This is a genomic window from Providencia sp. wls1916 (assembly GCF_009706585.1).
Classification (GTDB): Bacteria; Pseudomonadota; Gammaproteobacteria; order Enterobacterales; family Enterobacteriaceae; genus Providencia; species Providencia lanzhouensis.
The window spans coordinates 1-25,110 of record NZ_WLUL01000009.1 but is presented as its reverse complement, the minus strand read 5'-3'; the positions used below and the strand labels follow the sequence as shown (position 1 = coordinate 25,110).

The 25,110-nt window shown below is 38.7% G+C and carries 34 protein-coding genes; 13 read left to right on the top strand and 21 right to left on the bottom strand.

What is annotated here, in order from left to right; genetic code table 11:
- Positions 1–19: 19 nt before the first annotated feature.
- Complete coding sequence (locus tag GKR61_RS03355) at positions 20–1,012, bottom strand: acyltransferase family protein (protein WP_154599330.1); 993 nt, start codon at positions 1,010–1,012, stop codon at positions 20–22.
- Positions 1,013–1,306: 294 nt separating this feature from the next.
- Here GKR61_RS03355 and GKR61_RS03350 point away from each other — a divergent pair, with 294 nt between their 5' ends.
- Complete coding sequence (locus GKR61_RS03350; protein WP_036954698.1) at positions 1,307–1,765, top strand: hypothetical protein; 459 nt, start codon at positions 1,307–1,309, stop codon at positions 1,763–1,765.
- A 132-nt stretch (positions 1,766–1,897) separates the two neighbouring features.
- On the opposite strand, the gene GKR61_RS03345 is transcribed toward GKR61_RS03350, so the two are convergent.
- Entirely contained in the window at positions 1,898–2,422 is a 525-nt protein-coding gene (locus GKR61_RS03345; RefSeq protein ID WP_051422784.1) for an Lrp/AsnC family transcriptional regulator, read from the bottom strand.
- Between the two features lie 151 nt (positions 2,423–2,573).
- Between GKR61_RS03345 and GKR61_RS03340 the strand changes: the two genes are divergently transcribed.
- Positions 2,574–3,185, top strand: a complete 612-nt coding sequence (locus GKR61_RS03340) for a LysE family translocator (protein WP_154599331.1) — start codon at positions 2,574–2,576, stop codon at positions 3,183–3,185.
- Between the two features lie 46 nt (positions 3,186–3,231).
- On the opposite strand, the gene GKR61_RS03335 is transcribed toward GKR61_RS03340, so the two are convergent.
- Positions 3,232–4,650: an aminotransferase-like domain-containing protein gene (locus tag GKR61_RS03335; RefSeq protein ID WP_036954705.1), complete on the bottom strand. Its 1,419-nt coding sequence runs from the start codon at positions 4,648–4,650 to the stop codon at positions 3,232–3,234.
- Between the two features lie 244 nt (positions 4,651–4,894).
- Between GKR61_RS03335 and GKR61_RS03330 the strand changes: the two genes are divergently transcribed.
- The 4 genes from GKR61_RS03330 to GKR61_RS03315 all read left to right on the top strand — a co-directional run bounded on the left by GKR61_RS03330 (position 4,895) and on the right by GKR61_RS03315 (position 8,362).
- A complete protein-coding gene (locus GKR61_RS03330) occupies positions 4,895–6,232 on the top strand; it encodes a cytochrome ubiquinol oxidase subunit I (RefSeq protein ID WP_036954708.1) in 1,338 nt (445 codons plus the stop codon).
- The gene (gene cydB / locus GKR61_RS03325) at positions 6,222–7,232 is read left to right on the top strand and encodes a cytochrome d ubiquinol oxidase subunit II (protein WP_036954711.1); all 1,011 of its coding nucleotides are present in this window, start codon (positions 6,222–6,224) and stop codon (positions 7,230–7,232) included. Before GKR61_RS03330 ends, cydB begins: the two co-directional genes overlap by 11 nt.
- The gene (locus GKR61_RS03320) at positions 7,189–7,368 is read left to right on the top strand and encodes a DUF2474 domain-containing protein (protein WP_071992173.1); all 180 of its coding nucleotides are present in this window, start codon (positions 7,189–7,191) and stop codon (positions 7,366–7,368) included. The genes cydB and GKR61_RS03320 overlap by 44 nt, the downstream gene beginning before the upstream one ends.
- A 154-nt stretch (positions 7,369–7,522) precedes the next feature.
- A complete protein-coding gene (locus tag GKR61_RS03315; protein WP_272537272.1) occupies positions 7,523–8,362 on the top strand; it encodes a siderophore-interacting protein in 840 nt (279 codons plus the stop codon).
- Between the two features lie 71 nt (positions 8,363–8,433).
- On the opposite strand, the gene phoH is transcribed toward GKR61_RS03315, so the two are convergent.
- The 4 genes from phoH to GKR61_RS03295 all read right to left on the bottom strand — a co-directional run bounded on the left by phoH (position 8,434) and on the right by GKR61_RS03295 (position 12,268).
- Positions 8,434–9,219 (bottom strand): phosphate starvation-inducible protein PhoH, encoded by a 786-nt coding sequence (gene phoH, locus GKR61_RS03310; protein ID WP_036954719.1) that lies wholly within the window; start codon positions 9,217–9,219, stop codon positions 8,434–8,436.
- A gap of 486 nt (positions 9,220–9,705) precedes the next feature.
- Positions 9,706–10,671, bottom strand: a complete 966-nt coding sequence (locus tag GKR61_RS03305; protein WP_148444747.1) for an endonuclease — start codon at positions 10,669–10,671, stop codon at positions 9,706–9,708.
- Positions 10,672–10,994: 323 nt separating this feature from the next.
- Positions 10,995–11,456 carry a threonine/serine exporter gene (locus GKR61_RS03300; protein ID WP_080675670.1) on the bottom strand — a complete coding sequence of 154 codons (462 nt, stop codon included), beginning with the start codon at positions 11,454–11,456 and terminating at the stop codon, positions 10,995–10,997.
- Positions 11,456–12,268, bottom strand: a complete 813-nt coding sequence (locus GKR61_RS03295) for a threonine/serine ThrE exporter family protein (RefSeq protein WP_154599333.1) — start codon at positions 12,266–12,268, stop codon at positions 11,456–11,458. Before GKR61_RS03295 ends, GKR61_RS03300 begins: the two co-directional genes overlap by 1 nt.
- A gap of 148 nt (positions 12,269–12,416) precedes the next feature.
- Between GKR61_RS03295 and GKR61_RS03290 the strand changes: the two genes are divergently transcribed.
- Positions 12,417–13,055, top strand: a complete 639-nt coding sequence (locus tag GKR61_RS03290; protein ID WP_036954735.1) for a TetR/AcrR family transcriptional regulator — start codon at positions 12,417–12,419, stop codon at positions 13,053–13,055.
- Here GKR61_RS03290 and GKR61_RS17890 read toward each other — a convergent pair.
- Positions 13,050–13,457, bottom strand: coding sequence for a hypothetical protein (locus GKR61_RS17890; protein ID WP_051422785.1), 408 nt, complete (start codon positions 13,455–13,457; stop codon positions 13,050–13,052). The two genes, GKR61_RS03290 and GKR61_RS17890, sit on opposite strands and share 6 nt — an antisense overlap.
- 246 nt (positions 13,458–13,703) lie before the next feature.
- On the opposite strand from GKR61_RS17890, the gene GKR61_RS03280 reads away from it, so the two are divergent.
- Complete coding sequence (locus GKR61_RS03280; protein WP_036954805.1) at positions 13,704–13,997, top strand: DUF5339 domain-containing protein; 294 nt, start codon at positions 13,704–13,706, stop codon at positions 13,995–13,997.
- 70 nt (positions 13,998–14,067) lie between these two features.
- Here GKR61_RS03280 and GKR61_RS03275 read toward each other — a convergent pair whose 3' ends face one another.
- The 5 genes from GKR61_RS03275 to sra form a co-directional block, all read right to left on the bottom strand.
- Positions 14,068–14,517: a universal stress protein gene (locus GKR61_RS03275; RefSeq protein WP_036954742.1), complete on the bottom strand. Its 450-nt coding sequence runs from the start codon at positions 14,515–14,517 to the stop codon at positions 14,068–14,070.
- A gap of 188 nt (positions 14,518–14,705) precedes the next feature.
- Positions 14,706–15,044, bottom strand: coding sequence for a hypothetical protein (locus GKR61_RS03270; protein WP_036954745.1), 339 nt, complete (start codon positions 15,042–15,044; stop codon positions 14,706–14,708).
- A 117-nt stretch (positions 15,045–15,161) separates the two neighbouring features.
- Complete coding sequence (locus GKR61_RS03265) at positions 15,162–15,590, bottom strand: universal stress protein (protein WP_006660028.1); 429 nt, start codon at positions 15,588–15,590, stop codon at positions 15,162–15,164.
- A 485-nt stretch (positions 15,591–16,075) separates the two neighbouring features.
- On the bottom strand, positions 16,076–16,855 hold the full coding sequence (locus GKR61_RS03260; RefSeq protein ID WP_036954749.1) for a YaeF family permuted papain-like enzyme: 780 nt from the start codon (positions 16,853–16,855) through the stop codon (positions 16,076–16,078).
- A 267-nt stretch (positions 16,856–17,122) separates the two neighbouring features.
- Positions 17,123–17,341, bottom strand: coding sequence for a stationary-phase-induced ribosome-associated protein (sra, locus tag GKR61_RS03255; protein WP_230082493.1), 219 nt, complete (start codon positions 17,339–17,341; stop codon positions 17,123–17,125).
- 390 nt (positions 17,342–17,731) lie between these two features.
- Here sra and GKR61_RS03250 point away from each other — a divergent pair, with 390 nt between their 5' ends.
- On the top strand, positions 17,732–18,430 hold the full coding sequence (locus GKR61_RS03250) for an aspartate/glutamate racemase family protein (protein WP_108478225.1): 699 nt from the start codon (positions 17,732–17,734) through the stop codon (positions 18,428–18,430).
- A gap of 131 nt (positions 18,431–18,561) precedes the next feature.
- Positions 18,562–18,798 (top strand): helix-turn-helix domain-containing protein, encoded by a 237-nt coding sequence (locus GKR61_RS03245; protein ID WP_036954760.1) that lies wholly within the window; start codon positions 18,562–18,564, stop codon positions 18,796–18,798.
- Positions 18,799–18,880: 82 nt separating this feature from the next.
- Here GKR61_RS03245 and GKR61_RS17570 read toward each other — a convergent pair whose 3' ends face one another.
- The 4 genes from GKR61_RS17570 to GKR61_RS03230 form a co-directional block, all read right to left on the bottom strand.
- Positions 18,881–19,024, bottom strand: coding sequence for a hypothetical protein (locus GKR61_RS17570; RefSeq protein WP_187369791.1), 144 nt, complete (start codon positions 19,022–19,024; stop codon positions 18,881–18,883).
- Between the two features lie 133 nt (positions 19,025–19,157).
- The gene (locus GKR61_RS03240; RefSeq protein WP_108478997.1) at positions 19,158–19,379 is read right to left on the bottom strand and encodes a YdcH family protein; all 222 of its coding nucleotides are present in this window, start codon (positions 19,377–19,379) and stop codon (positions 19,158–19,160) included.
- Positions 19,380–19,521: 142 nt separating this feature from the next.
- Positions 19,522–19,971 (bottom strand): carboxymuconolactone decarboxylase family protein, encoded by a 450-nt coding sequence (locus GKR61_RS03235; RefSeq protein WP_036954767.1) that lies wholly within the window; start codon positions 19,969–19,971, stop codon positions 19,522–19,524.
- 91 nt (positions 19,972–20,062) lie between these two features.
- Entirely contained in the window at positions 20,063–20,419 is a 357-nt protein-coding gene (locus GKR61_RS03230; protein WP_036954770.1) for an MmcQ/YjbR family DNA-binding protein, read from the bottom strand.
- Positions 20,420–20,599: 180 nt separating this feature from the next.
- On the opposite strand from GKR61_RS03230, the gene GKR61_RS03225 reads away from it, so the two are divergent.
- On the top strand, positions 20,600–20,944 hold the full coding sequence (locus tag GKR61_RS03225) for a hypothetical protein (protein ID WP_036954774.1): 345 nt from the start codon (positions 20,600–20,602) through the stop codon (positions 20,942–20,944).
- A gap of 42 nt (positions 20,945–20,986) precedes the next feature.
- On the opposite strand, the gene GKR61_RS03220 is transcribed toward GKR61_RS03225, so the two are convergent.
- Positions 20,987–21,136 carry a DUF4113 domain-containing protein gene (locus GKR61_RS03220; RefSeq protein ID WP_230082494.1) on the bottom strand — a complete coding sequence of 50 codons (150 nt, stop codon included), beginning with the start codon at positions 21,134–21,136 and terminating at the stop codon, positions 20,987–20,989.
- 314 nt (positions 21,137–21,450) lie between these two features.
- Between GKR61_RS03220 and GKR61_RS03215 the strand changes: the two genes are divergently transcribed.
- Both GKR61_RS03215 and GKR61_RS03210 read left to right on the top strand, forming a co-directional pair.
- Positions 21,451–21,582 carry an entericidin A/B family lipoprotein gene (locus GKR61_RS03215; RefSeq protein WP_154599335.1) on the top strand — a complete coding sequence of 44 codons (132 nt, stop codon included), beginning with the start codon at positions 21,451–21,453 and terminating at the stop codon, positions 21,580–21,582.
- A gap of 169 nt (positions 21,583–21,751) precedes the next feature.
- Complete coding sequence (locus tag GKR61_RS03210; RefSeq protein WP_036954782.1) at positions 21,752–21,985, top strand: DUF1161 domain-containing protein; 234 nt, start codon at positions 21,752–21,754, stop codon at positions 21,983–21,985.
- A gap of 779 nt (positions 21,986–22,764) precedes the next feature.
- Here GKR61_RS03210 and GKR61_RS03205 read toward each other — a convergent pair.
- The 3 genes from GKR61_RS03205 to GKR61_RS03195 form a co-directional block, all read right to left on the bottom strand.
- On the bottom strand, positions 22,765–23,220 hold the full coding sequence (locus GKR61_RS03205) for an Hsp20 family protein (RefSeq protein ID WP_036954788.1): 456 nt from the start codon (positions 23,218–23,220) through the stop codon (positions 22,765–22,767).
- Positions 23,221–23,566: 346 nt separating this feature from the next.
- A complete protein-coding gene (cspE, locus tag GKR61_RS03200; protein WP_036954791.1) occupies positions 23,567–23,779 on the bottom strand; it encodes a transcription antiterminator/RNA stability regulator CspE in 213 nt (70 codons plus the stop codon).
- Positions 23,780–24,171: 392 nt separating this feature from the next.
- The coding region (locus tag GKR61_RS03195; RefSeq protein ID WP_154599336.1) for a YbgA family protein at positions 24,172–25,110 on the bottom strand (939 nt) is incomplete at its 5' end.

Genomic DNA, 25,110 nt, shown 5'->3' with positions numbered 1-25,110 from the left:
CTAATCTTACTATTCTCTATTATTTTCTCGACTTTAATTCAGGGTTTAAAAACCAATGAATGGTCGAATTTTTGGCTAGAAATAACGCTAACGTAATGGTGAAGAGAGTGAGCAAAATTAAAAGCGGTAAACCCGCTTCAATATGGAATGAACTTAACCCAGTTAATAGTAAGAAACAGATGATCGGATGAATTAAATACACTCCCAATGCGTTATTTGCTATTTTCACAAATCGCTCAGTCGATAATGCAATACACATCACTGCAATTGAAATTAACACGCCCATTAGAAATGCAAAAATATACTCAAAGAAATGATAAGTAAGTTGGTTTTCCCCTAAAATCTTTATTAGCTCAGATTCAATATCTACTGGGGTATAAATATAAATCACAACTAAGGCGATTACTGCGGATACGACAAAAAATACATTTTGTCTGAGCCAAACTATTTTCTTGTCATCACAAAAGTATGCCATAACAAAGAATGGAAAATACTGAATAATCGCCGAAAAACCAGTAAGATCCGATAAGTGTATCTTGGAGAAAAACGCAATGATGATGGATAACAGCAAGGTGACAGTCACTCCCCCGACATTATTCTTTATAAATGAAGGCAGTAATAAAAAAACGGCTTGCCATATCGGTACCGCTAAAAAAAACCAAACACCGTTTTGAGGGAACAGTAAATATTCCTCGATACTTAATCGATTTGTAAAATAAAGCGGGATCGCATCTATCGTTTGAAACGTGAAATAGATAATTAAAGGTGGGATTAAATGGGCACGCCAACCTTGCCATAAAATTCCTTTGCTTAAATATGCAGCGATAAAAACAAACATCGGGATTAATACCCAATCAAATATTTCAATCAATATTGAATAATCGGATTTCACGGTTGGATTAACATTTAAATAAAAATTAAAGACAATTAAAGAACTCAATATTAATTTTAATGTTTGCCAATTCGGTAAATGACGATTTTTCACCTGCATAGCACGAGTTCCATCACGCATATTTCACCTTGTATTATCATTATTCGATTAGCACCCTCGTGCTTTAAAACTACTTCCCTAATTTAACAAACGTCATTGCAATAATCTAATTCTTGCCGAAAGTCTGAGAAAATTTTGCCATTTACCTGCTACATTCGTGCACTTTGTCTAATATTGACAACATACCGTGTGGAATAATCTGCTTTTTAGTCATCAATACATTTAGCTTAATTTTAAATGCTAAACTCTCTCTAGAGCATCCGAATACGATGCCGATAATATCAATATTGATAACTCTTTTTTAGTAGGGATCCCATGAAACTTCGCCGTACACTACTTGCTCTAGCATTACCTGTACTCATGTCTGCCCCAGCACTGGCTGACGCCTATACTGTCACTGTTTTTCAGTGTGTAAACAAAAATAACAAGCAAGTTCGCGTGACATACGTTGATGGTCAGTATCGATATGCTTTTGGAAAAATAGATGATATTCCCGATATTGAAATTGTTCGCTCACCACAACAACTAACTCAAAATTTATTAAAAACACAAGCCGCCGATACGGATACAGGTCACGCCCAAATTATGGAGCTAGATTTTAAAAATGGGACATATGTATATACCGTTCACTCTGACTATCTAGGAACAAAACGCGCGGGTGGGGTTGATGTTTACAATAAAGGTAAATCGATTGCTTCAATCGATTGTTTACCGAACACCATTGTCGATAATCTCAGTGAACATATTTACGATCTGCCTGAGCGCCCTTATTAATATTCTCGGAGATATTTTTACGACGATATTACTGCTTTTGTAGGGTAATCAATACAAATCAGCAAGCTGCTCAATAATATTAATGGAGATTATTGAGCAGTATAGCGTGGTAAATAGATGGGTTTCGTAAACTTATAAAGGAAGTGCATACGTGACTTTGACGGTCTCCATAGGCACTTCTGTTTTGATACTCTGCACACTGCTTATTTGCGTCAAATAGTCAGCGTGAAAACGACGATAAGATGCCATATCTTCCGTCACAATACGGATCAGCGCATCACATTCACCCGCCATTAAATGGCACTCCACCACTTCTGGCATTTGCTGAATATCGGCTACAAATTGATTAATGGTTTGCGCATCTTGAGTTTTAAACCAAATACGTGCGAACAGGGACAAGCCCGCGCCAATCTTTGTACCATCCAACACCGCAACATAACGTTTGATTACGCCAGCATCTTCCAGCAACTTAACGCGTCTTAAGCAAGGTGACGGGGATAAACCAACCTCTTTTGCCAGTTCAACATTTTGGATTTTTCCATCTCGTTGCAGCACCTGCAAAATATGTTTATCAATCGCATCTAATTTGATGGCGGATGAGCTGCTATGTTCCAGCTCATGCTTTTCTGCATAATGCGAGCCAGTATTCTTTGGCATTCGAACCTCTTTTGATTTTATTTTTTGATATTAAATGTCAAATAAGCATCCATGACAAGCAACAAAACAACCAAATTTCAACGGGAAATAGCTATAATAACCAAACTTTGTTCTCTTCATAAGAAAATAATAATAAATTAGAGGTGTTTGGATGGATCTACAAACGTTATTGCTGTTTAGTGCAACTGTCATTCCTTTGATTTGCACACCAGGTCCCGATATTTTATTTATCTCATCACAAGGGTTATCAGGCGGAATCTCTGCTGCATGGAAAGCCAATTTGGGTATTATTCTCGGCTATGTGACCCATGCCATTTTAGCCGCTCTTGGGCTTGCGGCTATTGTTGCAACTTCACCAATTATCTTCCAAACCATCAAATGGGTAGGAGTTGCCTATGTTGCTTACTTAGCTGTCCGTATGCTGTTATCGGCCATGAAATCGAGAAAGATTTGGATTAATGCCGTTTCCACGCAAGCTGTGATTGGCAAAGCGTTCCTCACTAGCTTCCTTAACCCTAAGGGGTTACTAGTTTATTTCGCAATTTTACCTAATTTTATCCATGTTTCCGAAAGTGTTGCAATACAATCTTTAATCTTATCAGCGACTTTCATCACATCATGCATCATTATTTACGGTGCCATCGGCATGATATTCGCATCAATGCATAATCGCCAACAATATAACGATAAAAAACGTCGCATTACCGAAGGTGTTGCTGGTGGAATGTTAACCTTTGCAGCTATCGGACTTGCAAGCAGCTAAGCAACTCTTAAGGGTAAGCGCGACCTCCACGCTCACCCTATTTTCCCTATTTTAGCCCCGTTAATCGATAGCATAAACGCCCTAAAACTTGCATCGCCTGTTCAAGCCTGTCATTCCATGCAAATGATGCATTTAAGCGAAATGCATGATTGAATTGGTCGCTGGTTGAGAACATGCTCCCCGGTGCTATGCTAATCCCTTCCTTTAATGCTAATTGATACAGCTGGATGGCGTTAAATGGTGGTTCAAATTCCAACCATAAAAAATAGCCCCCTTTTGGGGTATTCACTTTAACCGTGGACGGCATATATTTAGCGATTGCGCTCAGCATTAAATGTTGCCGCTGTTCCATCGTTTGGCGAAGCTTACGCAGATGACTATCATACCCCCCTTGAGATAAGTATTCCGCGATCGCCAGTTGGGTTGGTACACTGGCCGAAACGGTGCTCATCATCTGCAAATGCTGAATTTTGCTCGCGTGATGACCTGCTGCTACCCACCCGACACGGTATCCCGGCGCTAAACATTTCGAAAATGATGAACAGTGGAAAAAGTTTCCTTGTGAATCAAGTGATTTTGCAGGAATAGGTTGCTGGGTACCAAAATAAAGCTCGCCATACACATCATCTTCGATCAACACAATTTTATGACTGTTCAAAATATTCACTAACCGCTTTTTATTAGCTGGAGGCATCGTGCCGCCTAACGGGTTTTGGTAGTGTGTCATCAACCAACAAGCTTTGATCGGGTATTTATCCGCAATGTCCTCTAACGCATCAAGATCAATTCCAAATAGTGGGTCAGTTTTGATGGCTATCGCTTTAAGTTTTAAGCGTTCTATCGCCTGCAAGGAACCATAAAATGCAGGGGATTCAATCACTACCCAATCACCCGGTTGAGTAACCGCTTGTAAGCTCAGCACCAATGACTCCATCGCACCTGCCGTGATCACAATTTCATCAGGGGCAACGTGGATCCCTTGCGTTGCATAGCGCTGGGCAATATTGCGACGTAGCTGTTCATTCCCCGGAGGTAAGTTAGTGGTGGTATTGGTTTTCGATAAACGACGCGCCACCGAAGCGAGAGACTTGGCTAGTTTTGGATCATCCAGTAAAGCGGGCTCTGGGAAAGCAGAGCCAAATGGGATAATATCTGGGTCTTTGCATGCTTGCAGTACACCGAAAATAGAGGCGTTAATCTCCACATTTTCATTTAGATGGAGCCCTTTTCCCCCTTTTGCGGCGGCAAATGCATTATTGCGATTTGCAACATAATAGCCAGATTGCGGGCGCGCAGCGACCCACCCCTGACTTTCCAGTAATTGATAAGCTTGTACCACCGTCATTAAGCTTAAACCCGATTGCTTAACGCTCTCTCTCAGTGAAGGTAGCCTGTCACCTACTTGCCAAATATTATCTTCAATCTGTTGACGAATTTGTGCTGCTAGCTGTTCGTATCTCGTCATTCCCGCCTCACTGTTATAGGTGATTTGCTAAAAATTGTTACTATTATAGTTTATCGTCTCATGTTCTACTTATCCACACATTCACCTGACTTTTTTTAACTATAACCACAAAACATTTTTAGTTGGATTTATGAGTGTTAACAATCCAGCGAAATCAATTATTTATTGCTAAGGAACAGTCCAAAATTGCTTCGCAATGGCTGGAAATGTGGCGTGTCGAAATCAATTCCATTCAGGGGTCAATATGTTTGGACTAACTGCGCTGGAGCTTGCCCGTATTCAATTCGCGTTTACGGTATCGTTCCATATTATCTTCCCTGCCATCACCATCGGACTTGCCAGTTTTTTGGCGGTACTCGAAGGTTTATGGCTCAAAACCCGCGATACTGACTATATAAAGCTGTTCCATTTTTGGTCAAAAGTGTTTGCTGTCAATTTCGGTATGGGGGTCGTTTCTGGATTGGTGATGGCATACCAATTTGGAACTAACTGGAGTTTCTTCTCGGATTTTGCAGGTGGCATCACCGGCCCACTCTTAACCTATGAAGTGCTCACCGCCTTCTTCTTAGAAGCTGGCTTCCTCGGTGTCATGCTATTTGGTATGAATCGCGTGGGCGAAAAGCTTCACTACTTTGCGACGTGCATGGTTGCACTCGGTACCATCATTTCAACCTTCTGGATCCTTGCATCCAATAGCTTTATGCAAACGCCTCAAGGTTTTGAAATTATCGATGGGCGAATTGTCCCTGTCGATTGGTTAGCGGTGATCTTTAACCCATCATTCCCATACCGCTTACTCCATATGACCACTGCGGCATTCTTGGCAGCGGCATTTTTTATTGGTGCATCCGGCGCATGGCATTTACTCAAAGGCAATAAATCCTCCGCCATGAAGAAAATGTTCTCCATGTCCTTGTGGTTGATCCTGATTTTAGCGCCAGTCCAAGCTTTTATCGGCGATGCTCACGGGTTAAATACCCTAAAACATCAGCCTGTTAAAGTCGCAGCAATGGAAGGTCACTGGGAAAATAAACCCGGCGAAGCCACCCCGCTGATCCTCTTCGGTATTCCAAATATGGAAAAAGAAAAAACCGAATATGCCATTGAAATTCCCTACATGGCGAGCCTGATTTTGACACACAGCACCACCAAACAGGTTCCAGCACTAAAAGAGTTTCCACCTGAAGATAGACCAAATGTGTTTATGGTGTTCTGGTCATTCCGCGTGATGGTGGGCTTAGGCATGTTAATGATTGCTGCTGGTGTTTGGGGATTATGGCTGCGTTCGCGTAAAAAACTGTATGAATCCAAACTGTTCCTGCGTTTTATGTTCGTCATGGCGCCATCAGGTTTAATCGCCATCTTAGCCGGTTGGTTTACCACCGAAATCGGTCGTCAGCCTTGGGTTGTCTACGGGTTACAACGTACCGCAGATGCCGTGAGCGCCCATGGTGAAATGCACATGAGCGTGAGCTTGCTAGCCTTCTTTGTGGTGTACGGCGGCGTATTTGGGATTGGCTACATGTACATGATGAAATTAATTCGTAAAGGTATCTCCGAGGAGGCAACTCATGGGCATTGATTTACCACTAATTTGGTTTGTCATCATCGTCTTCAGTATGTTGATGTATATCGTGATGGACGGTTTTGACTTAGGTATTGGTATTTTGTACCCAGCCTTAAAAGAGAGCCAAGACCGAGATTTGATGATGAACAGTGTGGCACCTGTTTGGGATGGTAATGAAACGTGGTTAGTGCTTGGTGGTGCGGCGCTATTTGGAGCATTCCCATTAGCCTATGCCATTGTTTTAGATGCGCTATCTATTCCACTAACCTTTATGTTACTGGCATTGATTTTTCGCGGGGTCGCCTTCGAGTTTCGCTTCCGCGCCGATGAATCTCATCGCCGCCGCTGGGATCACGCCTTTATTTGGGGCTCAATTCTTACTACATTCTCCCAAGGGATTGTGATTGGCGCGTTTATTCAAGGCTTCCACGTTGAAAACCGCGTGTATATGGGCGGCTATTTTGACTGGTTCGCACCTTTCCCGCTGTTCTGTGGATTCGGTTTAGTCATCGCTTATGCTTTACTGGCATGTGGCTGGTTGATCATGAAAACGGAAGGACATCTGCGCAAAACCATGTATCGCGTGTTAACCCCATTAACACTGGTCATGTTAGCAGTGATTGGCGTTATCAGTTTATGGACGCCAATGTTAAATGACGCCGTTTATGAACGCTGGTTTAGCTTGCCAAACTTGTTTTTCTTTTTACCCGTTCCTCTATTAGTGCTCGGTTGTGTATGGTTGATTTTAAAAAGTGCCAAACGCCAACGTTACGATAGCGTGCCATTTCTTGCTGCATTAATGCTGATTTTCTTAGGATTTACAGGATTAGGCATCAGCGTTTGGCCAAGTTTAATTCCGCCAGCAATTACATTCCGCGATGCGGCAGGTCCTTCAGAAAGCTTAGGCTTTATGCTAGTTGGCGCCCTGTTCATCATCCCTGTTATTTTGGTTTACACCTATTGGAGTTACTATGTCTTCAGAGGAAAAATTACCCCAGACCAAGGCTATCACTGATACAACTCTTCGCTCACCTTGGTGGAAGAAGCTCGGCTGGATGGCGGCAATTTGGTTAGGAAGCGTATTGGCACTATTCGCCTTTTCTTCCTTATTTAGATTGTTGATGACTGCCGCCGGCATGAAAGTGAAGTAAACTCGTTGCCGCAGCATTAAAATGCTGCGGCATATTTATAATTAGACGCTCAATAATCCTGCATCTTTTGAATAGTTTTCCTATAAACATTCATGATATGATAATGATAATAATTAACATATAATAATATTATCATTAAGAAAGGAGACGGTTAGTGGCTAGTGAACAGACTGTTGAAAAAAATATCTACCGCCCAGCGCCCCCACAGCTCATTCAAGTTAAATCTATTGTCGATATCAGCCCTTCTATTCGCAGCATCACATTTACGGGTGAAAAGTTAGCCAATTATCCAACGAAGTGTGAAGGTGGTCATCTCAAAATTTTTATTGCTCCTGACCATCAAAGCCAACCCGCGCTTCCTTTTCTCACTGAAAAAGGACGTAGCTGGCCAGAAGATAAGCCGCGCCCTTTTGTGCGCACTTACACCGTTCGCGCTATTCGCCCTGAGCTCAACGAAATCGATATTGAATTTGCCATGCACGAAGGGGTGACGGGGCCGGCTTATCTGTTTGCTCGTGATGCAAAACCGGGTTATTGGCTGGGAATCACCAACCCTGGAGGGCCAGATCCACTACTGCCTATCCGCGCACATTACTTTATGGCGGGTGATTCAAGCTCTTTACCCGCAATAGCAGCGCTACTGGAAAAAATGCCTGACACAGCAACGGGACGCGTCGTTTTACGCCTTGACCATCAAACGGATATTCGCGAGTTAACCAAACCGGCTGGTATCGAAATTGATTGGATTTGTGGAGATATTAGCCAGACTACCAATCTGATTAATACCTTTAAATCGTGGGATATTCCAGAATCCGATGTGGGCTTCTGGATTGCTGGTGAAGACCAAATTATCCGCGAATTACGCCGCTTTATTCGACGTGAAAAAGGTTTTAATCGCGATGATATCTACGCGATTCCTTACTGGCGATATGGCTATGATGAGGAGGGTTATCATCATGAACGTCATGCCGTCATGGATAACCCCGACGACTAATTAAAAAAACTGCCCCTAATCTGGGGCAGTTTCATACATTAATTAGCCTGTGTAGTGGATTAAACTAGTTATTAGTCATTGTAAGCCATCAGCGCTTTGTGACACAGCTGAGATCTTACACAATCATCAATCGTGAAGTTGACCATCGAGACCATTTCATCGCTACTAAAACGCTGTAACGCATCCCCCAAACCTGACTGAACGCCGCTTGGTAAATCACATTGGGTTACGTCACCGTTCACAATTACCGTTACGTTCTCACCCAAACGGGTTAAAAACATCTTCATTTGAGTGACTGTGACGTTCTGCGCTTCATCGAGAATAACAATAGCATTTTCGAATGTGCGACCGCGCATATAAGCAAATGGTGCTATTTCGACTTTAGCAATCTCAGGGCGTAAACAATATTGCAGGAACGAAGCGCCTAATCGCTTCATTAATACGTCATAAACGGGTCGGAAATAAGGCGCAAACTTTTCAGACATATCTCCCGGCAAGAACCCAAGATCTTCCTCCGCTTGCAATACCGGTCTGGTCACAATGATTTTACTGATTTCCTTGTTAATCAAGGCATCTGCGGCTAACGCAGTACTAATATAGGTTTTACCGCACCCTGCCTCACCATTAGCAAAAATCAGTTGTTTGTGTTTGATGGAATTAATATAGAGCTTTTGGGCTTCATTACGTGGTGTTATCGGAGTTTCATCGCGACGTTCTTTCGCCATACCTATCGGCTCAATGCCCGTAAATTCAGCGAAGGAGGTAACGTTGTTCATATCATACCTCCCTGAACGATCTTTGCGTGATGTACGTTTCATTTCACGACGTGCTTTTGTTGCAGCTTTCTGTCTACTCATAGTATTAACCCTTCCAGGTATCGATGATGTCAATTTCAGATGACGAACTATTCAAAACAGAGAGGAGCTCCCTTCAAGCTCTTGTGTAACTTAGGTTGATAATTTGGGTATAAAAAAACCGGTTAACAATCTCATCATGTCAGTTTCATGATGGAGTGGTAACCGGTCTCGCACATTGATTAACAAACACCTAGTTCTCATTAGTTTCTCCTATACAGGCGATACTCGTAAACTAAAGAATCTGCATGACAATATTATGACAATATAAAAAATAATTCACTCGCACTATAAATATTACATTGACCCGAATATCATCAACCTACAACGTTTCCTTATATTAAATATAGCGCGTGTTTTTTTTGAATTGCAACATTAAATTAACAGGAAATGTGTAAATTCACCTACCCATCAGATAAAATGTGAGAAATATCATATAAAAGCTGCAATAACCCATCAATACATTGCATTATTACAGCTTAAATTTGATTAGCGTGGTTTACAATTACCCGCAAGCTGATAACCTTTTGCTTGAGCATCCGCTTCATTAGCAAAGAATTCTGCATTTTTATCCGATAAGGTTTTAAAGCCAGAACAGTGGGATAAATGATATTTCTTTGAATTACGGTTACCTTTTACCTGCATCTCATTTTCCTTGTTTGGGGTAGATTGAGGTGCTGGCAGAGGAACTATTTCACTGGGCTTATCACTCATGTTTAAGCCATCGCCGCTATTTTTGTGTCCTAAACTCCATGTTCTTTCGCCCGTCACAAATGGGTTATGGTGCCCCATCATTTTAGCAATACGCTGGTCACGTTTTTGTTCCCATTCATCCACTGGGTACTGTTTATCCCACGCCATAAATAACTGCTGCTGTTGGCGTGACATGGATAAGTTATAACGGTCATGCATATAGAAGTAGACCCGTGCAACCTGCCCTTTTACCTCGTCGCGTGGCTCAAAGATTCTCTGTTTAAAATCAATACGACTACGACATGCACCGTAAGAATAAGGCGCATTAGCAGGTAACTGACCATAACTCCAATTACTGCGGTCACCGTTCACTTCCCCAATTGAAGGCGCGAGGTTATGCATATCAGCCTCCATTCGAGAAAACACTGGGTCAGTTGAGACGCAATTTTTACGACCGCCATTTTGCCAGCACTGTCTTTGATGACCAAACACCCAAGCAGGAACGATATGTTCCCACTCAATACGCTCCGCACGGCTCTGCTGCTTGCGCACTTGGTAGCCACAGGAGGCTAAATCAACTTGTCCACCACTTTTACCTGTCCATTCCCACTCACAGCCACAGTATAGCGTTCCTTGTCCTTGATGATTTTGATCACCATAAACGAGGCTTTTACTGGACGTTTTCGCTTCAGTGAAGTTGTTCGGTGCAGCATAAACAGAAGAGATAAATAACGAGGAAAAACATACTAACGCAATGATCATGCGCGAAAAATAAAAAATCTGTTTCAAAATAACACCATTGATAGGAAAAAAAGCAATTTATTAAATACAACACGCAAGTTATTCATGCAAAAATTGCTGAATACGCTATGTATACTCGCTAGTTGAATGAAATATAAGTCTTTTTGATATCAATTGATACTCAATTTTATTACACCAAAAGCAATATCGGAATTTGTGCAATAATATACAAAGAATAGATAACAAACTTTATTAACAAAAAGCGTTAATCACTATCAATTAACGCTTTTGCTATGACGTGGTTTACTGCTTAATGACTTCAAACAATGAAATATTCTTGAGCATCAAACACTTGGTTTTTTGCGATATAGCCATAATCCCGGTAATGAAATGCCGATAGAGAGCGCACCGACAATAAAAGATGCCCTTAAAAAGTAAGTAACCAGCGTTTCCATTAACTCTGGGGTATAGCCATATTGAGAAATTTTCACCACAGAAATCATTGCGATATAAGCGCTGATCCCCGGAAACATAGGAATAACCGCTGCAACGGTAAAAACTTTTGGATGAGCCAGCCACCAACGCGACCACTGGATGCCAATCATGCCAATTAAAATCGCAGCAAGAAAACTCGCCCATTCAATTTGCAAACCCAGCGACATTAAAATCATTCGTGAACCATAACCAATCGCGCCTAATAGCCCACAATATTTCAGCGCCCTCACAGGCACATTAAATACCATTGCAAAGCCGACGGCGGGGACAGCCGCTAAGACCATTTTCTCAATTAGCTCAATGAAAAACATTAGGCCCACTCCCTTAGATTCCAAATGATCATTGCCAGTACCACGCCGATACAAGTTGCCAGCGTTAATAAGCTCGCCATCATCCAACGAGCGATCCCTGTATTCACATGGCCTTTAAACATATCCGCCACCGCATTAATTAATGGAAATCCTGGGACTAGTAGCAGCACACTTGCCGCCATTGCAATGGTTTCAGTCACATTTAAATAAGGTACTTTGAGTAATAACCCCGAAACGGATGTCGCGACAAATGCTGTAATACAGAAGTTAATCAATGGGTTAATCTGGCGAGATGTTAACACTTGCCGGATATACATCGCACAGCCACTCGCCATAAAGGTGATCAACGCACTTTCCCAACCACCACCGTTAAGGGAACTGAAGCAAGCACAAGAAAGCGCCACCATCACCACCATTAACCAGCGGGGATAACGTAATGGTTTGATACCTGCTAATTTTTTTTGTAGTTGTTTACGGTCAAGTAAATGATGCTCAACGAGGATCACCGCATGCTGAACTTCAGTCACTACATGCATATTAATGCCACGGTCAATAATCCGCCGAGTCGATGTTAAACAGCGCCCATCGATGATTGTGGTTAATACGAGTGAGTTAGATGAAATCGCACTATCTACCTGGTTAGCGCCCAAAGCGATACCTAAGCGTGTTGTTAATTGCTCAACCAGCATACTCTCAGCCCCATGCTGTAATAGCAGCAAACCGCATTCAATACACAGCTTTGTAATTTCTCTCTGTGTATCAACAACTTCTTCTTCTCTCTGCGTTTTTTCATCAATCGTGCAATCCTTCATTCTCTCCCCCAAGGATTTGACAAAAATTCAGATATTGATTTAAACATGATAATATTCATATACATCATAGAGGAAAATAACAAACTGAATTATGACCTCTTTCAGATAATTTAGCCTCGTGCCGCCATTTTGTTAGGAAATTGATTTCATGAACCAGACAAGTTCCGCCAAAACACCAAAAGGACAGCGTCGCCACCAAGCACTTATTACGGCTGCGGCGGATATTTTTCTGCAATATGGTTTTGAAGGCACGACATTAGATATGATCATCGAACGCGCGGGCGGTTCCCGTTCGACGTTATATAAAAACTTTGGGGATAAAGAAGGTTTATTTGCCGCAGTTGTGGCATATATGATAGACGATATTTTTACTGAACCAGACCATAAAGAGCCGCCTTTAGACAGCATTGAAGCGGTATTATCGTTTTATGGTTCGCGTTTTTTAGTCAATGTGATTAAACCCCAATCTATCGGGCTATACCGCTTAATACTAGGGGAATACAACCGCTTCCCTGAGATTAGCCAACTCTTTTTCGAACAAGGTCCCGTACAAAGCTATCAGCGCCTTGCCGAAAAGCTTGCACAAATTCCGACTGTCAAAGTCGATAACGACACACTGTTAAGCATTTCATCCCGTTATTTAGAGATGCTAAAAGCGGATGTTTTTATCAAAACTTTCTGTGTCGAAAACTTTAAACCTAGCGATGAATTTATCCATCAACAAATTGGGCTTTCCGTGGATATCATCGCTAGCTATATTCGTAAAATTAGTACCAGTAAATCATAGCCCATTTAAAATTTCAGTGGCTCGCTGTTGCGCAGCTTGGGAGCTTTCCACTAAAAAAACTTCAGGCCCATACAGGGATGAAATAACAGGTGCTGTACGTTCCATTTCATCTTTATCTCTCCCATCTGGCTGTAATGTGATCACCATAGCTTGACAATATTCAGCCATCGCCCCTCTTCCTTCTTTCAACCAACGACGTACAAATTTCATACATTCCATGTCTTCTGCTGTTGGTTTTCCTTTCGGTTCCATTGGCGGATAAATTAAAACAAATGGAGTCTTTTTTGCTAACAATTGCTCAAGTTCCGATAACCATGACTGAGTTTCCATCATTGACGTTGGAAACGTATTCATAGCACAGACAGGCCAGTTCTGAGTATTAATCATAATACTGTTATTCATTATCATTCCTTACGTTGGGTTGTTAACTCAATAAAATGTACTGAAATGTACACTTTATTATTACACGCAGTCAATAATGATTATCATTTATAGTTTGCAATTTATGCTATAGCCACTTGCTTTAATATTGGCATGATTAATTTGATAAAAATTAAAACTCACTGAAATATTCATCATTGGTCGATGTCTTTTTAAAAAATGGGATGCTATGCTGACCGAAATATGACTTTTGAAAGTGAAAATATGATGAAAAATATTCTGCCAATTGCATTGGGTCTATTTGTTTCGCTGACTGCATTGAATGCAAATGCAGGACAAGTTTGTGACAAATATTTCAAAGAAATGAATGCGCTAGTTCAACAAGCTGAAGAACAATATAAAAATGAGCCTAATGCGAATGAACAAATCGCATTAATGAAATCACAATTAGAAGACGCGAGAAAAACCCTCGCAAGTTATCCTGAAGATACACAAGAGCAAGCATGTAGCCAAGCATTAACAGCTATTGAGCACGCTAAAGAAACGGTCAATAAATCTTAATTACCCTAAAAAAAAGACCTGATAACTCAGGTCTTTTCTATGAATCCAATCTGTATATTAAACAATAAAATTATCTTACGACTAAAACGGATATTTTCGCATAAGAGACGATCCCTGAAGCATTCGAACCTAATAAGTGTGTTGAAATACTTGGGTTACGCGAGCCAACCACAATAAGGTCGGCATGAACTTTCTCAGCTTCATCTAACACTTTTTCTCTTGGAGAGCCGAACTCCACTTTATAAGAGATCCTATCTGCTGGGAAATCCATATCTTTCACAATATGATTAACCAGTTCAACAAGCTGTTCTTCCGAACGTTCTATTGCCTTTTTTGTAAATGATGCAAGCAAATCATAATGATAGCTATAACTCATCGAAAATCTTGAAACATCCGGTACTGAGTGAAATAGATGGATGTTAGCGTTATCCATTTTTGCTAAATGAATAGCTTGCTTTAACGCTTTATCAGTCAATGCATCTTCAGAAATATCAACGGGAACCAAAATAGTTTTATTCATATAAGCCCCTCTCAAGGATGTATCTCTCATTCAATTTATTCGTTTTTTGAATAGATGAGATAGCGGTTTAATGGTTATTTTTTGCCAATAAAAGTATAGTCTGAATAAAATCAAAATGTCGTGAACTGGTTTACTAATCTGAAAATCAATTCAGTAAAATAACCACAACATTTGGCACTTTATTCAATCTAATCCTCTTCTAAGTGCCACTTATGTAATATGCGATGAATAAACGGCGTGACGATTAAGCCAATACTAATAATGAATACACTTTGTAAAAATAAACCGTAAATAGCGATAAAGAAACGGCCTGTTTGGGTGATTGGTGCCGGCTCAATCGCTTGGCCGCTCAGCATTGATAATGCATTCAGCATAGATTCCATTATCGAATGCCCTTCAATAAAATAAAAACCAATAATCCCAGGCAGTAAGCCAATGAAAAACACTAATAACGCTAAAAAATAAAAACGCAGAACTCGTAAAACAAAATGTTCCATGCGCATTAATTCTTTAGTGAATTTCTCCATAAAAATCCTACTCAGTCCATGCCGATATGCCAATTCAACAATGACCTTGCAAACGACATAAAAAAACCTATGCAATATTACGGGAACTTCATTGCATAGGTTTTAAAAAAGAATAAATTAACGAACAACCAGTACGGATGTTTCTGCGTAACGAACAATTCCTGCCGCAGTAGAGCCTAACAAGTGAGTCGTAATATTTGGACGGCGAGAGCCAATCACAATAATATCGGCATTAATATCTTTTGCGGTGTTAATCACTTCATCACGAGGTGAACCAAACGTAATAGTGTAACTGACATCATCATGAGGAAGATCAATCGAATCCATCAGCATTTTCATGTCTTCTTCTGCTTTCACTGTCGCGCGGTCTTTAATTTCCATATAACCCAACGCATATGCATTGATAATTGCCGAAGAGATAGGCAATACGTGGATCAGGTGAATTTTTGCGCCAGATTGTTTCGCTAAATTTACCGCATGACGAACCGCTTTACTGGTCAACTCTTCTTCAGTGAGATCGATAGGGACCAAAATTGTTTTGTACATAAGCCCTCCTGATAAATTATCGAATAAACATTAACAATAAAATTATAATCAACTGTACGTAAATGTCTCTTATCTCAAAAGATAAATGAGATCTCCGGCTACAAATTAACAACATTATTTCTTTATCAGCACTAAAATTCACTTCATCACTCAGAGAAAAAGCAAAAAATGTTAAATATTTTTCGTAGGAATTAACTGAGATTCCATTAAAACAAACCAATAAAACTATTGATCAATTTGTTTTTTAAGCATTTTTGGGATTTATGATGGGATAAAAAATTATAATAGTTATATGAAAAAAGGGGTTGATTTCTTAAATGAGAATAGTTATCTTTTATCCCGTGAATAGTTGAGTAAATTACTCGGTCTTTTCACAACGACATTGCTCACATTGCTTCCAGTTTAGCTGGCCAACTCGTTTGAGTTGGCCTTTTTTTATTCTATGGCAAACAGTATTTCATCAAAACTTCGCCTGCAATACCTCATCACTTATTGAGGATCGCGCCCCCAAAGCTCCAGTTTTTCAAATGTCCAACATAGGTTAAACGTTCTGTCGGCATAAAGGTTGGTACATCCCCTGAACGCATGTGCAAAATATCAGCAGGCGTAATCCATGATGAGTTCCCTTCAAACAGTGGTACACCGGCATATTTATACGCATCTAGGACAAACTGCGAACAAAAGAAACCGTTGGCTTGTTCAATATCATCCCCTAATTGCACTGTAGCCAGTGTTTTAAGGCAAAAATTACGGATAGTCTGTCCAATTAGTGGTAATTCGCACACGCGTTTTGTCAGCATCCACGGCGCAATCATGATGATCCCTTTCATGTTGTATTTGCCTCCGTCATTAGCAGTAGAAAACTCACGCAGTTTTTCTGCATGAAATGACGTTAATAAGTTATGCCGTAATACAACCATATTATTAGAATCCGTGATTGCTTGGTCGAGAGGAATAATTCTGACTCCACTTCCAACCGATTCTGCCACCTGACCAAATCCTAAATAAATAGAAGCGTGACTCACCCCACTCACACTAAATAAGCGGATCCCCCACGAGTTCACCCCCGTTGCTGAAGACAAAAGGATATCTCCGGGCAGCATATCTGCCACTGTCAATGTTTCAACTGAATCCTTAATCGGGATCGTGTTAGCGTGCTGAATACTAAACTTCAGCTTATTTGATTCATCTTCAGTTTTAAATTGTGTTGAACAACCATTTATAAATAGAAAACAAAAAAATAGCATCCATTGGCATAATTTCATCTACACATATCCATTTTAGTTGTATTTATCATTATTCTCGCTCCCGATTTTATCGACAGAATATGACTATCACACTATTTTATTTTTTTTAATAGATAGAAACTTAGTCGCGATCACAAAAAATTACTGAAGGATCATGAACCATTCCAATGATAAAATACCATCAGATAATTCAAAAAAAGACATGGATATATGAAAGGAATTTATTATTGAGGAATAGAAACCCTCTAGTCAATCTAGAGGGTCACATCTTACCCTAAAATTAAATTAGATATATTCTGGATAAAATACGCTGACGGAATGATAGGTTTTCTTCTCGGTTGCTTTATTTTTCTGTACCGCAACAAATTGCTTATCTTTCAGGTTTTCAGGTAAAGTCGTAGCATTTTCCTTTGCAATCACAGAGACTTGAATATTACGCTTAGAACGACTTAATTTAAACGGCATCCCTAATAAACGACGAGCCTGATTATTACTTACCATCATAAACTCCTTAACTAAAAATTTAAATTCATAAACTGAACATCAAAAAAAATAGTCAGTGTAGGTCACTAGGTTTATTTTACTTACTATTTATCTAAAAAATAAAATAAGTAACTTTAGTAGTATAGCAGCAATAAAATATTATTTAATAAAGATTTACTGGACAGTCCCTGTGCGTTATCAATTAATCTTTCAAAAAATAAAAATGAAGTTAATCTCTAATATACGATTAATTATAGAAAGATAACTCCAATATTAAAACTAGTAAGATAGTTATCAGTTAAAAATAATCTCAGCTTTATTTATATTATTGATAAAAAATGATATTAACGGATTGACTCCCCATAAATACGCTCAGTATAGTAAGAAAAAACACATATAAGGTACTTAGCAATGAAGACTATAGGACTTATCGGGGGAATGAGCTGGGAATCAACCCAACTCTATTATCAGCAAATAAATGAAGGTGTTAAGCAAAAACTAGGAGGGTTGCATTCCGCTAAGATTGTTTTATACAGTGTTGATTTTGCTGAAGTGGAGCATTTTCAATCTCACGGTCAATGGGATCTTGCTGCTGACCATTTAGCAAAAGCAGGGATGAGTTTACAAGCTGCTGGCGCTGATTTTTTAGTTTTGTGTACAAATACGATGCACAAAGTTGCTTCCCAAATCGAAGAAAAATCAAACCTTCCTCTCCTTCACATTGCAGATGCAACAGGCGAAAAAATAATACAATCAGGCATTAAAACTATTGGGTTGTTAGGTACTGCATTTACCATGGAGCAAGCTTTTTATAAAGATCGTCTGATTGATAAATTTAATTTAAGCGTTATCACACCGAATGAGACAGACAGAAAAATCGTTCACGATATTATCTACAATGAGCTGTGTTTAGGCGTTATCTCTGAGGCTTCACGAACCGAGTATCAACGCATTATGAAATCACTCGTTGAACAAGGTGCTGAGGGTATTATTCTTGGATGTACTGAAATTACATTGCTGGTAAATGGAGATGATACTTCCGTGCCCGTCTTTGATACCACGGCAATTCATGCGCAAAGTGCGGTTCAATACGCACTAAAAAACCAGTAAGAGCGAATTACCATACATTAGGATAATTATCATAAAATTATCCTATCATCACCAAAATGCAGATACTTCCCTATTAACGTTTAACATATCTATGTTATTTATTGTCCACCACTAATTTTAGGGCTGTACAGATGAACGAAAGAAAACTTAACAACCTCTCTTTAGGTCAATTCATCAAAGAACAGCGTCTCGCTCGTCAAATAACTGTCACCGAGATAGCCAAAGCCATTTCAGTTTCAGAGCGCACATACTCCCAATATGAAGACGGCTCCTCATCTATATATGTTGCACATCTTATTGCACTAAGCTCAGTATTAAATGTTGAACTTCACACACTGCTCGACGCTTATTTAAATCCAGAATCATAATATTTAAACTCTCCTCTTAGCATAAAGCCTTTAGCTTTCACTTTATGCTAAGTCTCGTTTATTGATGTATTTGAGAGCGCCCTTAGGGTTGAATATAAAATACATTCATCATGAATATTTCTGTTATTTTTCCACTATAAAGTAGGTATTCCACAGGCGTTGCAATCATACTGATAGAGCTCATCATCACTTCTGCGATCATTTCTATTGGGTTAAATACAGGCATATATATTCTCCTTTTCGGACACACTATCTTAGCTAAGTAGTTCCGCATATAGGATTAAGTGCAAATTACTTCTAATAAAATCAATAAAAAGCCCCACACTTGGCGAGGCTATGAATTGTCGTAATTTATCGATTTAACTCAATTCTGGCGGGTTTTTAAGTATTTGATGTATCTCTTCTTTGAGACGAAGTTTTTCTTTTTTTAACTCGATAACATCAGTGCCATACCCACTTCTGTCTGGATGCTCCAGTCTAGCTATTTCATGATCGAGTTGATTATGCCTATTAAATAAGGCTCTAAAATCAGGATCTGACTGACGAAGTTGCGAGATTAAATCACGATACTCTGGGAACATAAGTAATTACTCCATTAGCTGATTAATACGCACGATCCAGTGTCACGTAGATTAAAAATGAAGTCACTTTACTTATTGTAAATATAGGACAAGTATCACTAATATTAACCTATAATTCGACTAGCGAATAAGACTGCTATAATTACGGCTTCACTTTATAGCGGCTCGCGATAGCAATGCGATTAAAAGAACCTATGATGATAGATACCCATTCAATTAATACTAGTTGCTCATCGCTCCAGTGCTCCGCGGCTTTTTCATAAACATCATTAGGTATATGCCCCACATGAACCATATTGACTGATTCAGCCAATAAGAATGCAGCTTTCTCTTTTTCTGAAAAATAATCTGCTTCTTCCCATACAGTAACCAATGCGATTTTATCAATACTCACATTGCATTTTTGAGCGTCTTGGGTATGAAGTCTCACGCAAAAAGCACAGCCGTTAATTTGGGAAACTCTCAATTTAAGCAGGTGGATAAATCCTTCTTCCAATCCTAATGATACTGCTTGCTCATCAATATAATTGCTAATCTCAATCAATTTGTTATACGCATCAGGAGAACTTTTAGATAATGATGCTCTGTTCATATTCACTCCAAGTTATATTGCAATGAGTATATATAACCAGTTTAAATAAGATTCATCTATCGATTTAGTGTTGCACTATCAATGATTAAGCTTATGCAGTCAATTTGTAACTCTCGTCAATCAACGCTTTAAGCTCATCTTCAGGAAATCCACTGTCCAACTTTATAGTAATCCAGTGCTCTTTATTCATATGATATGCTGGATATACCCCTTCCTTTAACCTCAATGAACCAACTAATTCAGGAGGAGATTTGAGGTTTATAATATTAACCATCTCATCACTCTCGCTTTCGTATAATCTCTTTGAAGAAATCGTCAGAATGACAGCAAACCACTTTGCGTTATTTTTATGTCTATAAATAATGTAACTAGGAAACTTAGCCCATGGGTACTCAGCGACAGCACCATAATTACTCTGGATATATTCCATAAGTTCATTTTTGTTCATCTCACCATCCCACTGATAAGTTTCAGTTATGCTAACTTAGCGAGAATATAAATTGCAACAAACGAAAAAATACGCGAATTTAGCCTAACTTATGACACTATTGTCAAAATAAAAATTTTAGGTAATCTTACATAAGTTTATTATGTAATTACCTCACTAAATTACTTTTTAGGAAAAATTATGTTTGAATCTAAAAATATGCCATTAATTTCTTTCCGCGCTTTTTTAAAGCGAATGCTATTACATTTTGGTTACGCTTTTGCACTTATCGTTACCACTTTACTCATTGGCATTGTCGGGCATATAGCTTTTGATTCGAGCATAAGTTGGCATGATGCCACATTCAACAGTGCCTTTATAGCTAATGGAATTGGTCCATACATTGTTCCGCAAAACATTTCAGGAAAGATTTTTTTCGCTTTTTATGGTGTATTCACCAGTCTGGTTTTTATGACCACTCTAGGATTGATATTTGCACCTATTGCGCATCGAATGTTACACAAATTCCATTTAGATGATGAGTAAAAAACCGTCTAGTTAAATTCCATGACCCAAGGCATGATCTTTTCAAGCGCTCGCCACAGGCAACTCATCAAAATTTGTCGTGTATACTGGTGACGACATTTCGTGCTTCATCTGATATCCACTATCGCTTCCTTTCGCAGCAAACCAGACTTTACCTAGGCCACTATTATTTATTGTGTCTAATGTTTTCATAAGCTCATCGCCGTTCTTAAATGGTTTTTGATTGCCATAACCAGAGTGGTAAAGCGATTGATAATAATATTAAAAGAATACCGACTAACAAGCATTGAAAAACATTAAGCATACGGATAAATATCTCTTCTAATTTCATAGAATGTACCCTTCATTGCTAATGTTGATTGACAGTATAATAAGTGTTAATACTTAAAGTATTAACACTAAAAATATGACAGCTCTATGCAAGTGAAAATATCAATCAAGTTGTTCTGCTATAATTAAAAATGATCTTTTGTAACTTATAACTTCACACCTAAAAGGAAGAAAATATGTTGAAAAAAATCAGTTTTCTTATTTGCACATTAGCTGTTGTTTTCACATTAACTGCCTGTAACACCACTAAAGGTGTTGGTGAAGACATAGAGGCTGGAGGTAAGGCAATACAGAGAGTAGCCCAGTAAAAACCTACATTTAACAGATTAATAAAACACTAGCGGGTTAGAGATGAAGATACCTTCTAGTGTTTTACTACTATCAACGGATAGCTTTAAATATTTCATTTAAGTATACTTATTAAGCTTTTTAAAAGAATTTCTATTAAATGACTCCAGCTTATAAGGAATATTGCATATGAAAAGAAGAATAATTATTGCTACATTAATAACATTATTTATTCCAGCGATTGCGAGTGCGTCATGTGAAAGCGTTGTTGAAGAAATTACGCAAAAAATTATTAACAATGGCGTGCCTGAAGAGAGCTTTACCATTACCGTCGTTTCAAATGAAGAAGCAGCCTCACAGCAAGGTACTGTTGTAGGTAATTGTTCTAATGAAACACAAAAAATTATTTATACAAAAAAATAATTCTCCCCAAAAGGGCTTGTTGCAAAGCCCTTTCATTTCTCATTACCAACTTAATAAGACGCAATCATCTTCCTGCAAATGGTCACCAACCACAAATTGATTTATGTTGGTTGCATTTGTAAAGTTCACTGCCACGATCGCGATTGTAGCCAAGGTTCCCTCTCCCTTTAAGTTAAATCACTCGATCCGCTATGAAGTGATATCTGTGTATTGGTGAAATTTTTATATTAATTGTTAATATATTAACAATTTAAACAATTGGATTTGTTGACCACTCTATTGTTAAATTCGTTACTGCTCAATTTTCCATATTGCTTTCCTGTTAAAAATATACTTTACTATTGAATAAAATTTTCATTACATAAGGGAGCAGTATCGATATATATGTATACTAACCCCATTATTCTCTTACTCGTATTTATCCCTGCCCTTGCCTGCATCCTATTCATTATTGCTCAAGATAAAAAACAACCAGATATAATGACACTTTTTTTAAAATTCTCTATCTACTTGTTAAGCACTCTGGCTTTCATAAATTTAATTTTTTTCGCAAGAGCGTTCACTGATTGGTATTAACGTTTGCTTGGACTCCGCGATTCGTTGTCTGAATAACCAATAATTTCGGGTAGCGGAGTCAGTAGGTCGAGCAGTGATTACATCATCCAAGCCAGTGGCAGTAACAATTACGATTTTTTACAGCTGGCTTTCATGTTCCCTGCACTAACATGTATTAGGCAAAAAAAACCCGCCATTGCTGACGGGTTAAAAATACAGAAAAATTATTTTGTATCTTTATTTTCAATAGCTATGATCTGAGGTTTCTCTTCTTCCGGAATTTCATATTCAATATTTAATGTTAACAAACCGCTTGATAATTCTGCGCTTTCAATTTTTACATTCTTACCGAGATTAAATTCAAGAGAAAATTTATTTTGTGTTATACCTTTATGGATCCATTTCTCTGAATCATTAACTAATTCAGTTGATTGCTCACCTTGTACATAGAGCTTCCCACCTTTTAAGGATACGCTTAAGTCATCCTCTTTATAACCAGGAACACTGACAATTAATTGATAATTTGATTCATTTATTTGCTTTAAATTATAAGGATGCTCTGAGGTTAATGGTCGGTTACCAGTTAATTGGCTGAATAAACGATCCATTTGGTCAAACCTGCTAGAAAGTAGGTTATCAGATAATGTTGGAAGTAGTGAAAAAGATCTAATGTTAGACATAATTTCTCCTTCAATATCAAACTAACTACCTATTACATAAGCACCATTAGCCATTCGCCCGTATGGATTAACTCTTTATCTTGGTGCATAACTTATATAGTGTCGCTAATGAAAATTTCAATTCAACACTTACAATTCTTTACATTAAATGTAAGCAAGCATAAAAAAACCCCGCCATAGCGAGGTTTTTAAAAATATCCAATCTGGTGACTAACATGTCTGAGCTTTCAATGGTACTTTTGCAAAAGTGCATTTAACACCGGAAGGGTTACTTTTGGTTGCTTCAAAATGATAGAGTCTATATAGAGAACCTTTATTTCAAGGACATCTCATAAAGAGATCGATCTTAAAGAGCCACTACATTTACAGCAGCTGGACCTTTTGCACCATTTTCTACCGAGAAGCTGACTTTTTGCCCTTCATTAAGAGTTTTAAAGCTATCACTTTGGATTGCAGAAAAGTGAACAAACACATCTTTGCTTCCATCTTCAGGAGAAATAAAGCCAAAGCCTTTAGATTCGTTAAACCATTTTACTAAACCAGTCATTGTATTAGACATATTGAATTCCTTTGAATTTTTAATTGTTGCCACATGGCATATAGGTTTGATTTTTCTTGATACTTATGGAACTAATTAGAAGGAATTCACTACGAATGGGTATCTGTGGGATAACGCTAAACGGGGGAACTTTTCAAAACTTGCTTTCATAAATAGGTCTGTACTTCCAAACCAGTGGAAGTATTAAGCCACACAAACACTGGGATAGCAAATTTAATTTTCAATTTCACGGCAAAAGGGGGGATTTTGCTTAGTGTGCCCTCCATTCATTAGCAATAATTTTTTCAAATAACTCATATAGATAGCCAACATGGTCTTTAGATTCAATATTCATATGATTGGAAGAACCAATCATATGAGCAACTTTAAAATACTGAAGTAGTATTTTAATATCATAACCCATATCTCAATCTTAATGACTGAGGATAAGGATGAAAGTATTTTTGATTATTCAAATAGTTATCAGGATATTCAGATAAATAGTGCGTAATTAATGTTAATGGAGCCAATAAAGGCTGTGTTCCTTGGCGGTATTCGAGGATTAACTTACTCAATGCTTGCCTTTGGTTTGATGTCAGATAACGTTTAAAGTAACCTTGGATATGCATAAGCACATTAGTGTGATTGCGCCTAGTCGCTTGGTGTTGTAATAAATTCATAAACTTATTTCGATACTCATCAAAATAAGAATCGATTGAATCCCATTCATTGTTACTAGCAACAAAACGACCAAGTTCTCGATAAAGAGGCTGTGAATGCGCCAATAAAAGGAGCTTATATCGAGTATGAAAGTCGATTAATGAGTGCCGATTGAAGGAGTTTTTCTTTAGTTCATTTAGCTCATGAAGAGCAAATACCCGTATAATAAAATTTTCTCGAATATGAGGATCGCTTAACCTGCCATCTTCCTCAACAGGCAACCAAGGCATTACTTTGAGTAATTGTTCAGTAAAAAGCCCAATTCCAGACTTTTTATTACCATTGCCAACTGAATCATATACTCGAACCCTTTCCAAGCCACAGCTAGGTGAGTTTTTACATACAATATAACCACTTAAATTTAAAAGCCCACTCAAATAAGTGGTCGAAAACTGAAGCATCTCTTCAGTTAAATCGCCTTCACGACCATCGCTGAACTTGAGTCTAACGCTATTTTCGTCAGATTTAACTAGCCTCAATGCAGGTCTAGGTGTTGGTAAACCAATCGCCATTTCCGGGCATGCTTGTTGGTATTCGAAATAATCTGATAACTCATCTACAGCAAAGTGAAAGCGCTTATGACCACCATCAAATCTAACGCTATCACCCAATAAGCATGAGCTAATACCTAC

Excerpts from the sequence above, each read along its gene's own strand:
- GKR61_RS03260 (WP_036954749.1), bottom strand. The coding sequence starts at position 16,855 with ATGAAATTATGCCAATGGATGCTATTTTTTTGTTTTCTATTTATAAAT.
- GKR61_RS03215 (WP_154599335.1), top strand. The coding sequence starts at position 21,451 with ATGTTGAAAAAAATCAGTTTTCTTATTTGCACATTAGCTGTTGTTTTC.
- GKR61_RS03330 (WP_036954708.1), top strand. The coding sequence starts at position 4,895 with ATGTTTGGACTAACTGCGCTGGAGCTTGCCCGTATTCAATTCGCGTTT.
- GKR61_RS03275 (WP_036954742.1), bottom strand. The coding sequence starts at position 14,517 with ATGAATAAAACTATTTTGGTTCCCGTTGATATTTCTGAAGATGCATTG.
- GKR61_RS03270 (WP_036954745.1), bottom strand. The coding sequence starts at position 15,044 with ATGGAGAAATTCACTAAAGAATTAATGCGCATGGAACATTTTGTTTTA.
- cspE (WP_036954791.1), bottom strand. The coding sequence starts at position 23,779 with ATGTCTAATACAATGACTGGTTTAGTAAAATGGTTTAACGAATCTAAA.
- GKR61_RS03355 (WP_154599330.1), bottom strand. The coding sequence starts at position 1,012 with ATGCGTGATGGAACTCGTGCTATGCAGGTGAAAAATCGTCATTTACCG.
- phoH (WP_036954719.1), bottom strand. The coding sequence starts at position 9,219 with ATGAGTAGACAGAAAGCTGCAACAAAAGCACGTCGTGAAATGAAACGT.
- GKR61_RS03265 (WP_006660028.1), bottom strand. The coding sequence starts at position 15,590 with ATGTACAAAACAATTTTGGTCCCTATCGATCTCACTGAAGAAGAGTTG.
- GKR61_RS03290 (WP_036954735.1), top strand. The coding sequence starts at position 12,417 with ATGAACCAGACAAGTTCCGCCAAAACACCAAAAGGACAGCGTCGCCAC.
- GKR61_RS03345 (WP_051422784.1), bottom strand. The coding sequence starts at position 2,422 with ATGCCAAAGAATACTGGCTCGCATTATGCAGAAAAGCATGAGCTGGAA.
- GKR61_RS03210 (WP_036954782.1), top strand. The coding sequence starts at position 21,752 with ATGAAAAGAAGAATAATTATTGCTACATTAATAACATTATTTATTCCA.
- GKR61_RS03305 (WP_148444747.1), bottom strand. The coding sequence starts at position 10,671 with ATGATCATTGCGTTAGTATGTTTTTCCTCGTTATTTATCTCTTCTGTT.
- GKR61_RS03240 (WP_108478997.1), bottom strand. The coding sequence starts at position 19,379 with ATGTTCCCAGAGTATCGTGATTTAATCTCGCAACTTCGTCAGTCAGAT.
- GKR61_RS17570 (WP_187369791.1), bottom strand. The coding sequence starts at position 19,024 with ATGCCTGTATTTAACCCAATAGAAATGATCGCAGAAGTGATGATGAGC.
- GKR61_RS03340 (WP_154599331.1), top strand. The coding sequence starts at position 2,574 with ATGGATCTACAAACGTTATTGCTGTTTAGTGCAACTGTCATTCCTTTG.
- sra (WP_230082493.1), bottom strand. The coding sequence starts at position 17,341 with ATGATGGTAAGTAATAATCAGGCTCGTCGTTTATTAGGGATGCCGTTT.
- GKR61_RS03225 (WP_036954774.1), top strand. The coding sequence starts at position 20,600 with ATGTTTGAATCTAAAAATATGCCATTAATTTCTTTCCGCGCTTTTTTA.
- GKR61_RS03350 (WP_036954698.1), top strand. The coding sequence starts at position 1,307 with ATGAAACTTCGCCGTACACTACTTGCTCTAGCATTACCTGTACTCATG.
- GKR61_RS03230 (WP_036954770.1), bottom strand. The coding sequence starts at position 20,419 with ATGAACAAAAATGAACTTATGGAATATATCCAGAGTAATTATGGTGCT.
- cydB (WP_036954711.1), top strand. The coding sequence starts at position 6,222 with ATGGGCATTGATTTACCACTAATTTGGTTTGTCATCATCGTCTTCAGT.
- GKR61_RS03220 (WP_230082494.1), bottom strand. The coding sequence starts at position 21,136 with ATGAAAACATTAGACACAATAAATAATAGTGGCCTAGGTAAAGTCTGG.
- GKR61_RS03235 (WP_036954767.1), bottom strand. The coding sequence starts at position 19,971 with ATGAACAGAGCATCATTATCTAAAAGTTCTCCTGATGCGTATAACAAA.
- GKR61_RS03250 (WP_108478225.1), top strand. The coding sequence starts at position 17,732 with ATGAAGACTATAGGACTTATCGGGGGAATGAGCTGGGAATCAACCCAA.
- GKR61_RS03335 (WP_036954705.1), bottom strand. The coding sequence starts at position 4,650 with ATGACGAGATACGAACAGCTAGCAGCACAAATTCGTCAACAGATTGAA.
- GKR61_RS17890 (WP_051422785.1), bottom strand. The coding sequence starts at position 13,457 with ATGAATAACAGTATTATGATTAATACTCAGAACTGGCCTGTCTGTGCT.
- GKR61_RS03245 (WP_036954760.1), top strand. The coding sequence starts at position 18,562 with ATGAACGAAAGAAAACTTAACAACCTCTCTTTAGGTCAATTCATCAAA.
- GKR61_RS03295 (WP_154599333.1), bottom strand. The coding sequence starts at position 12,268 with ATGAAGGATTGCACGATTGATGAAAAAACGCAGAGAGAAGAAGAAGTT.
- GKR61_RS03300 (WP_080675670.1), bottom strand. The coding sequence starts at position 11,456 with ATGTTTTTCATTGAGCTAATTGAGAAAATGGTCTTAGCGGCTGTCCCC.
- GKR61_RS03320 (WP_071992173.1), top strand. The coding sequence starts at position 7,189 with ATGTCTTCAGAGGAAAAATTACCCCAGACCAAGGCTATCACTGATACA.
- GKR61_RS03280 (WP_036954805.1), top strand. The coding sequence starts at position 13,704 with ATGAAAAATATTCTGCCAATTGCATTGGGTCTATTTGTTTCGCTGACT.
- GKR61_RS03205 (WP_036954788.1), bottom strand. The coding sequence starts at position 23,220 with ATGTCTAACATTAGATCTTTTTCACTACTTCCAACATTATCTGATAAC.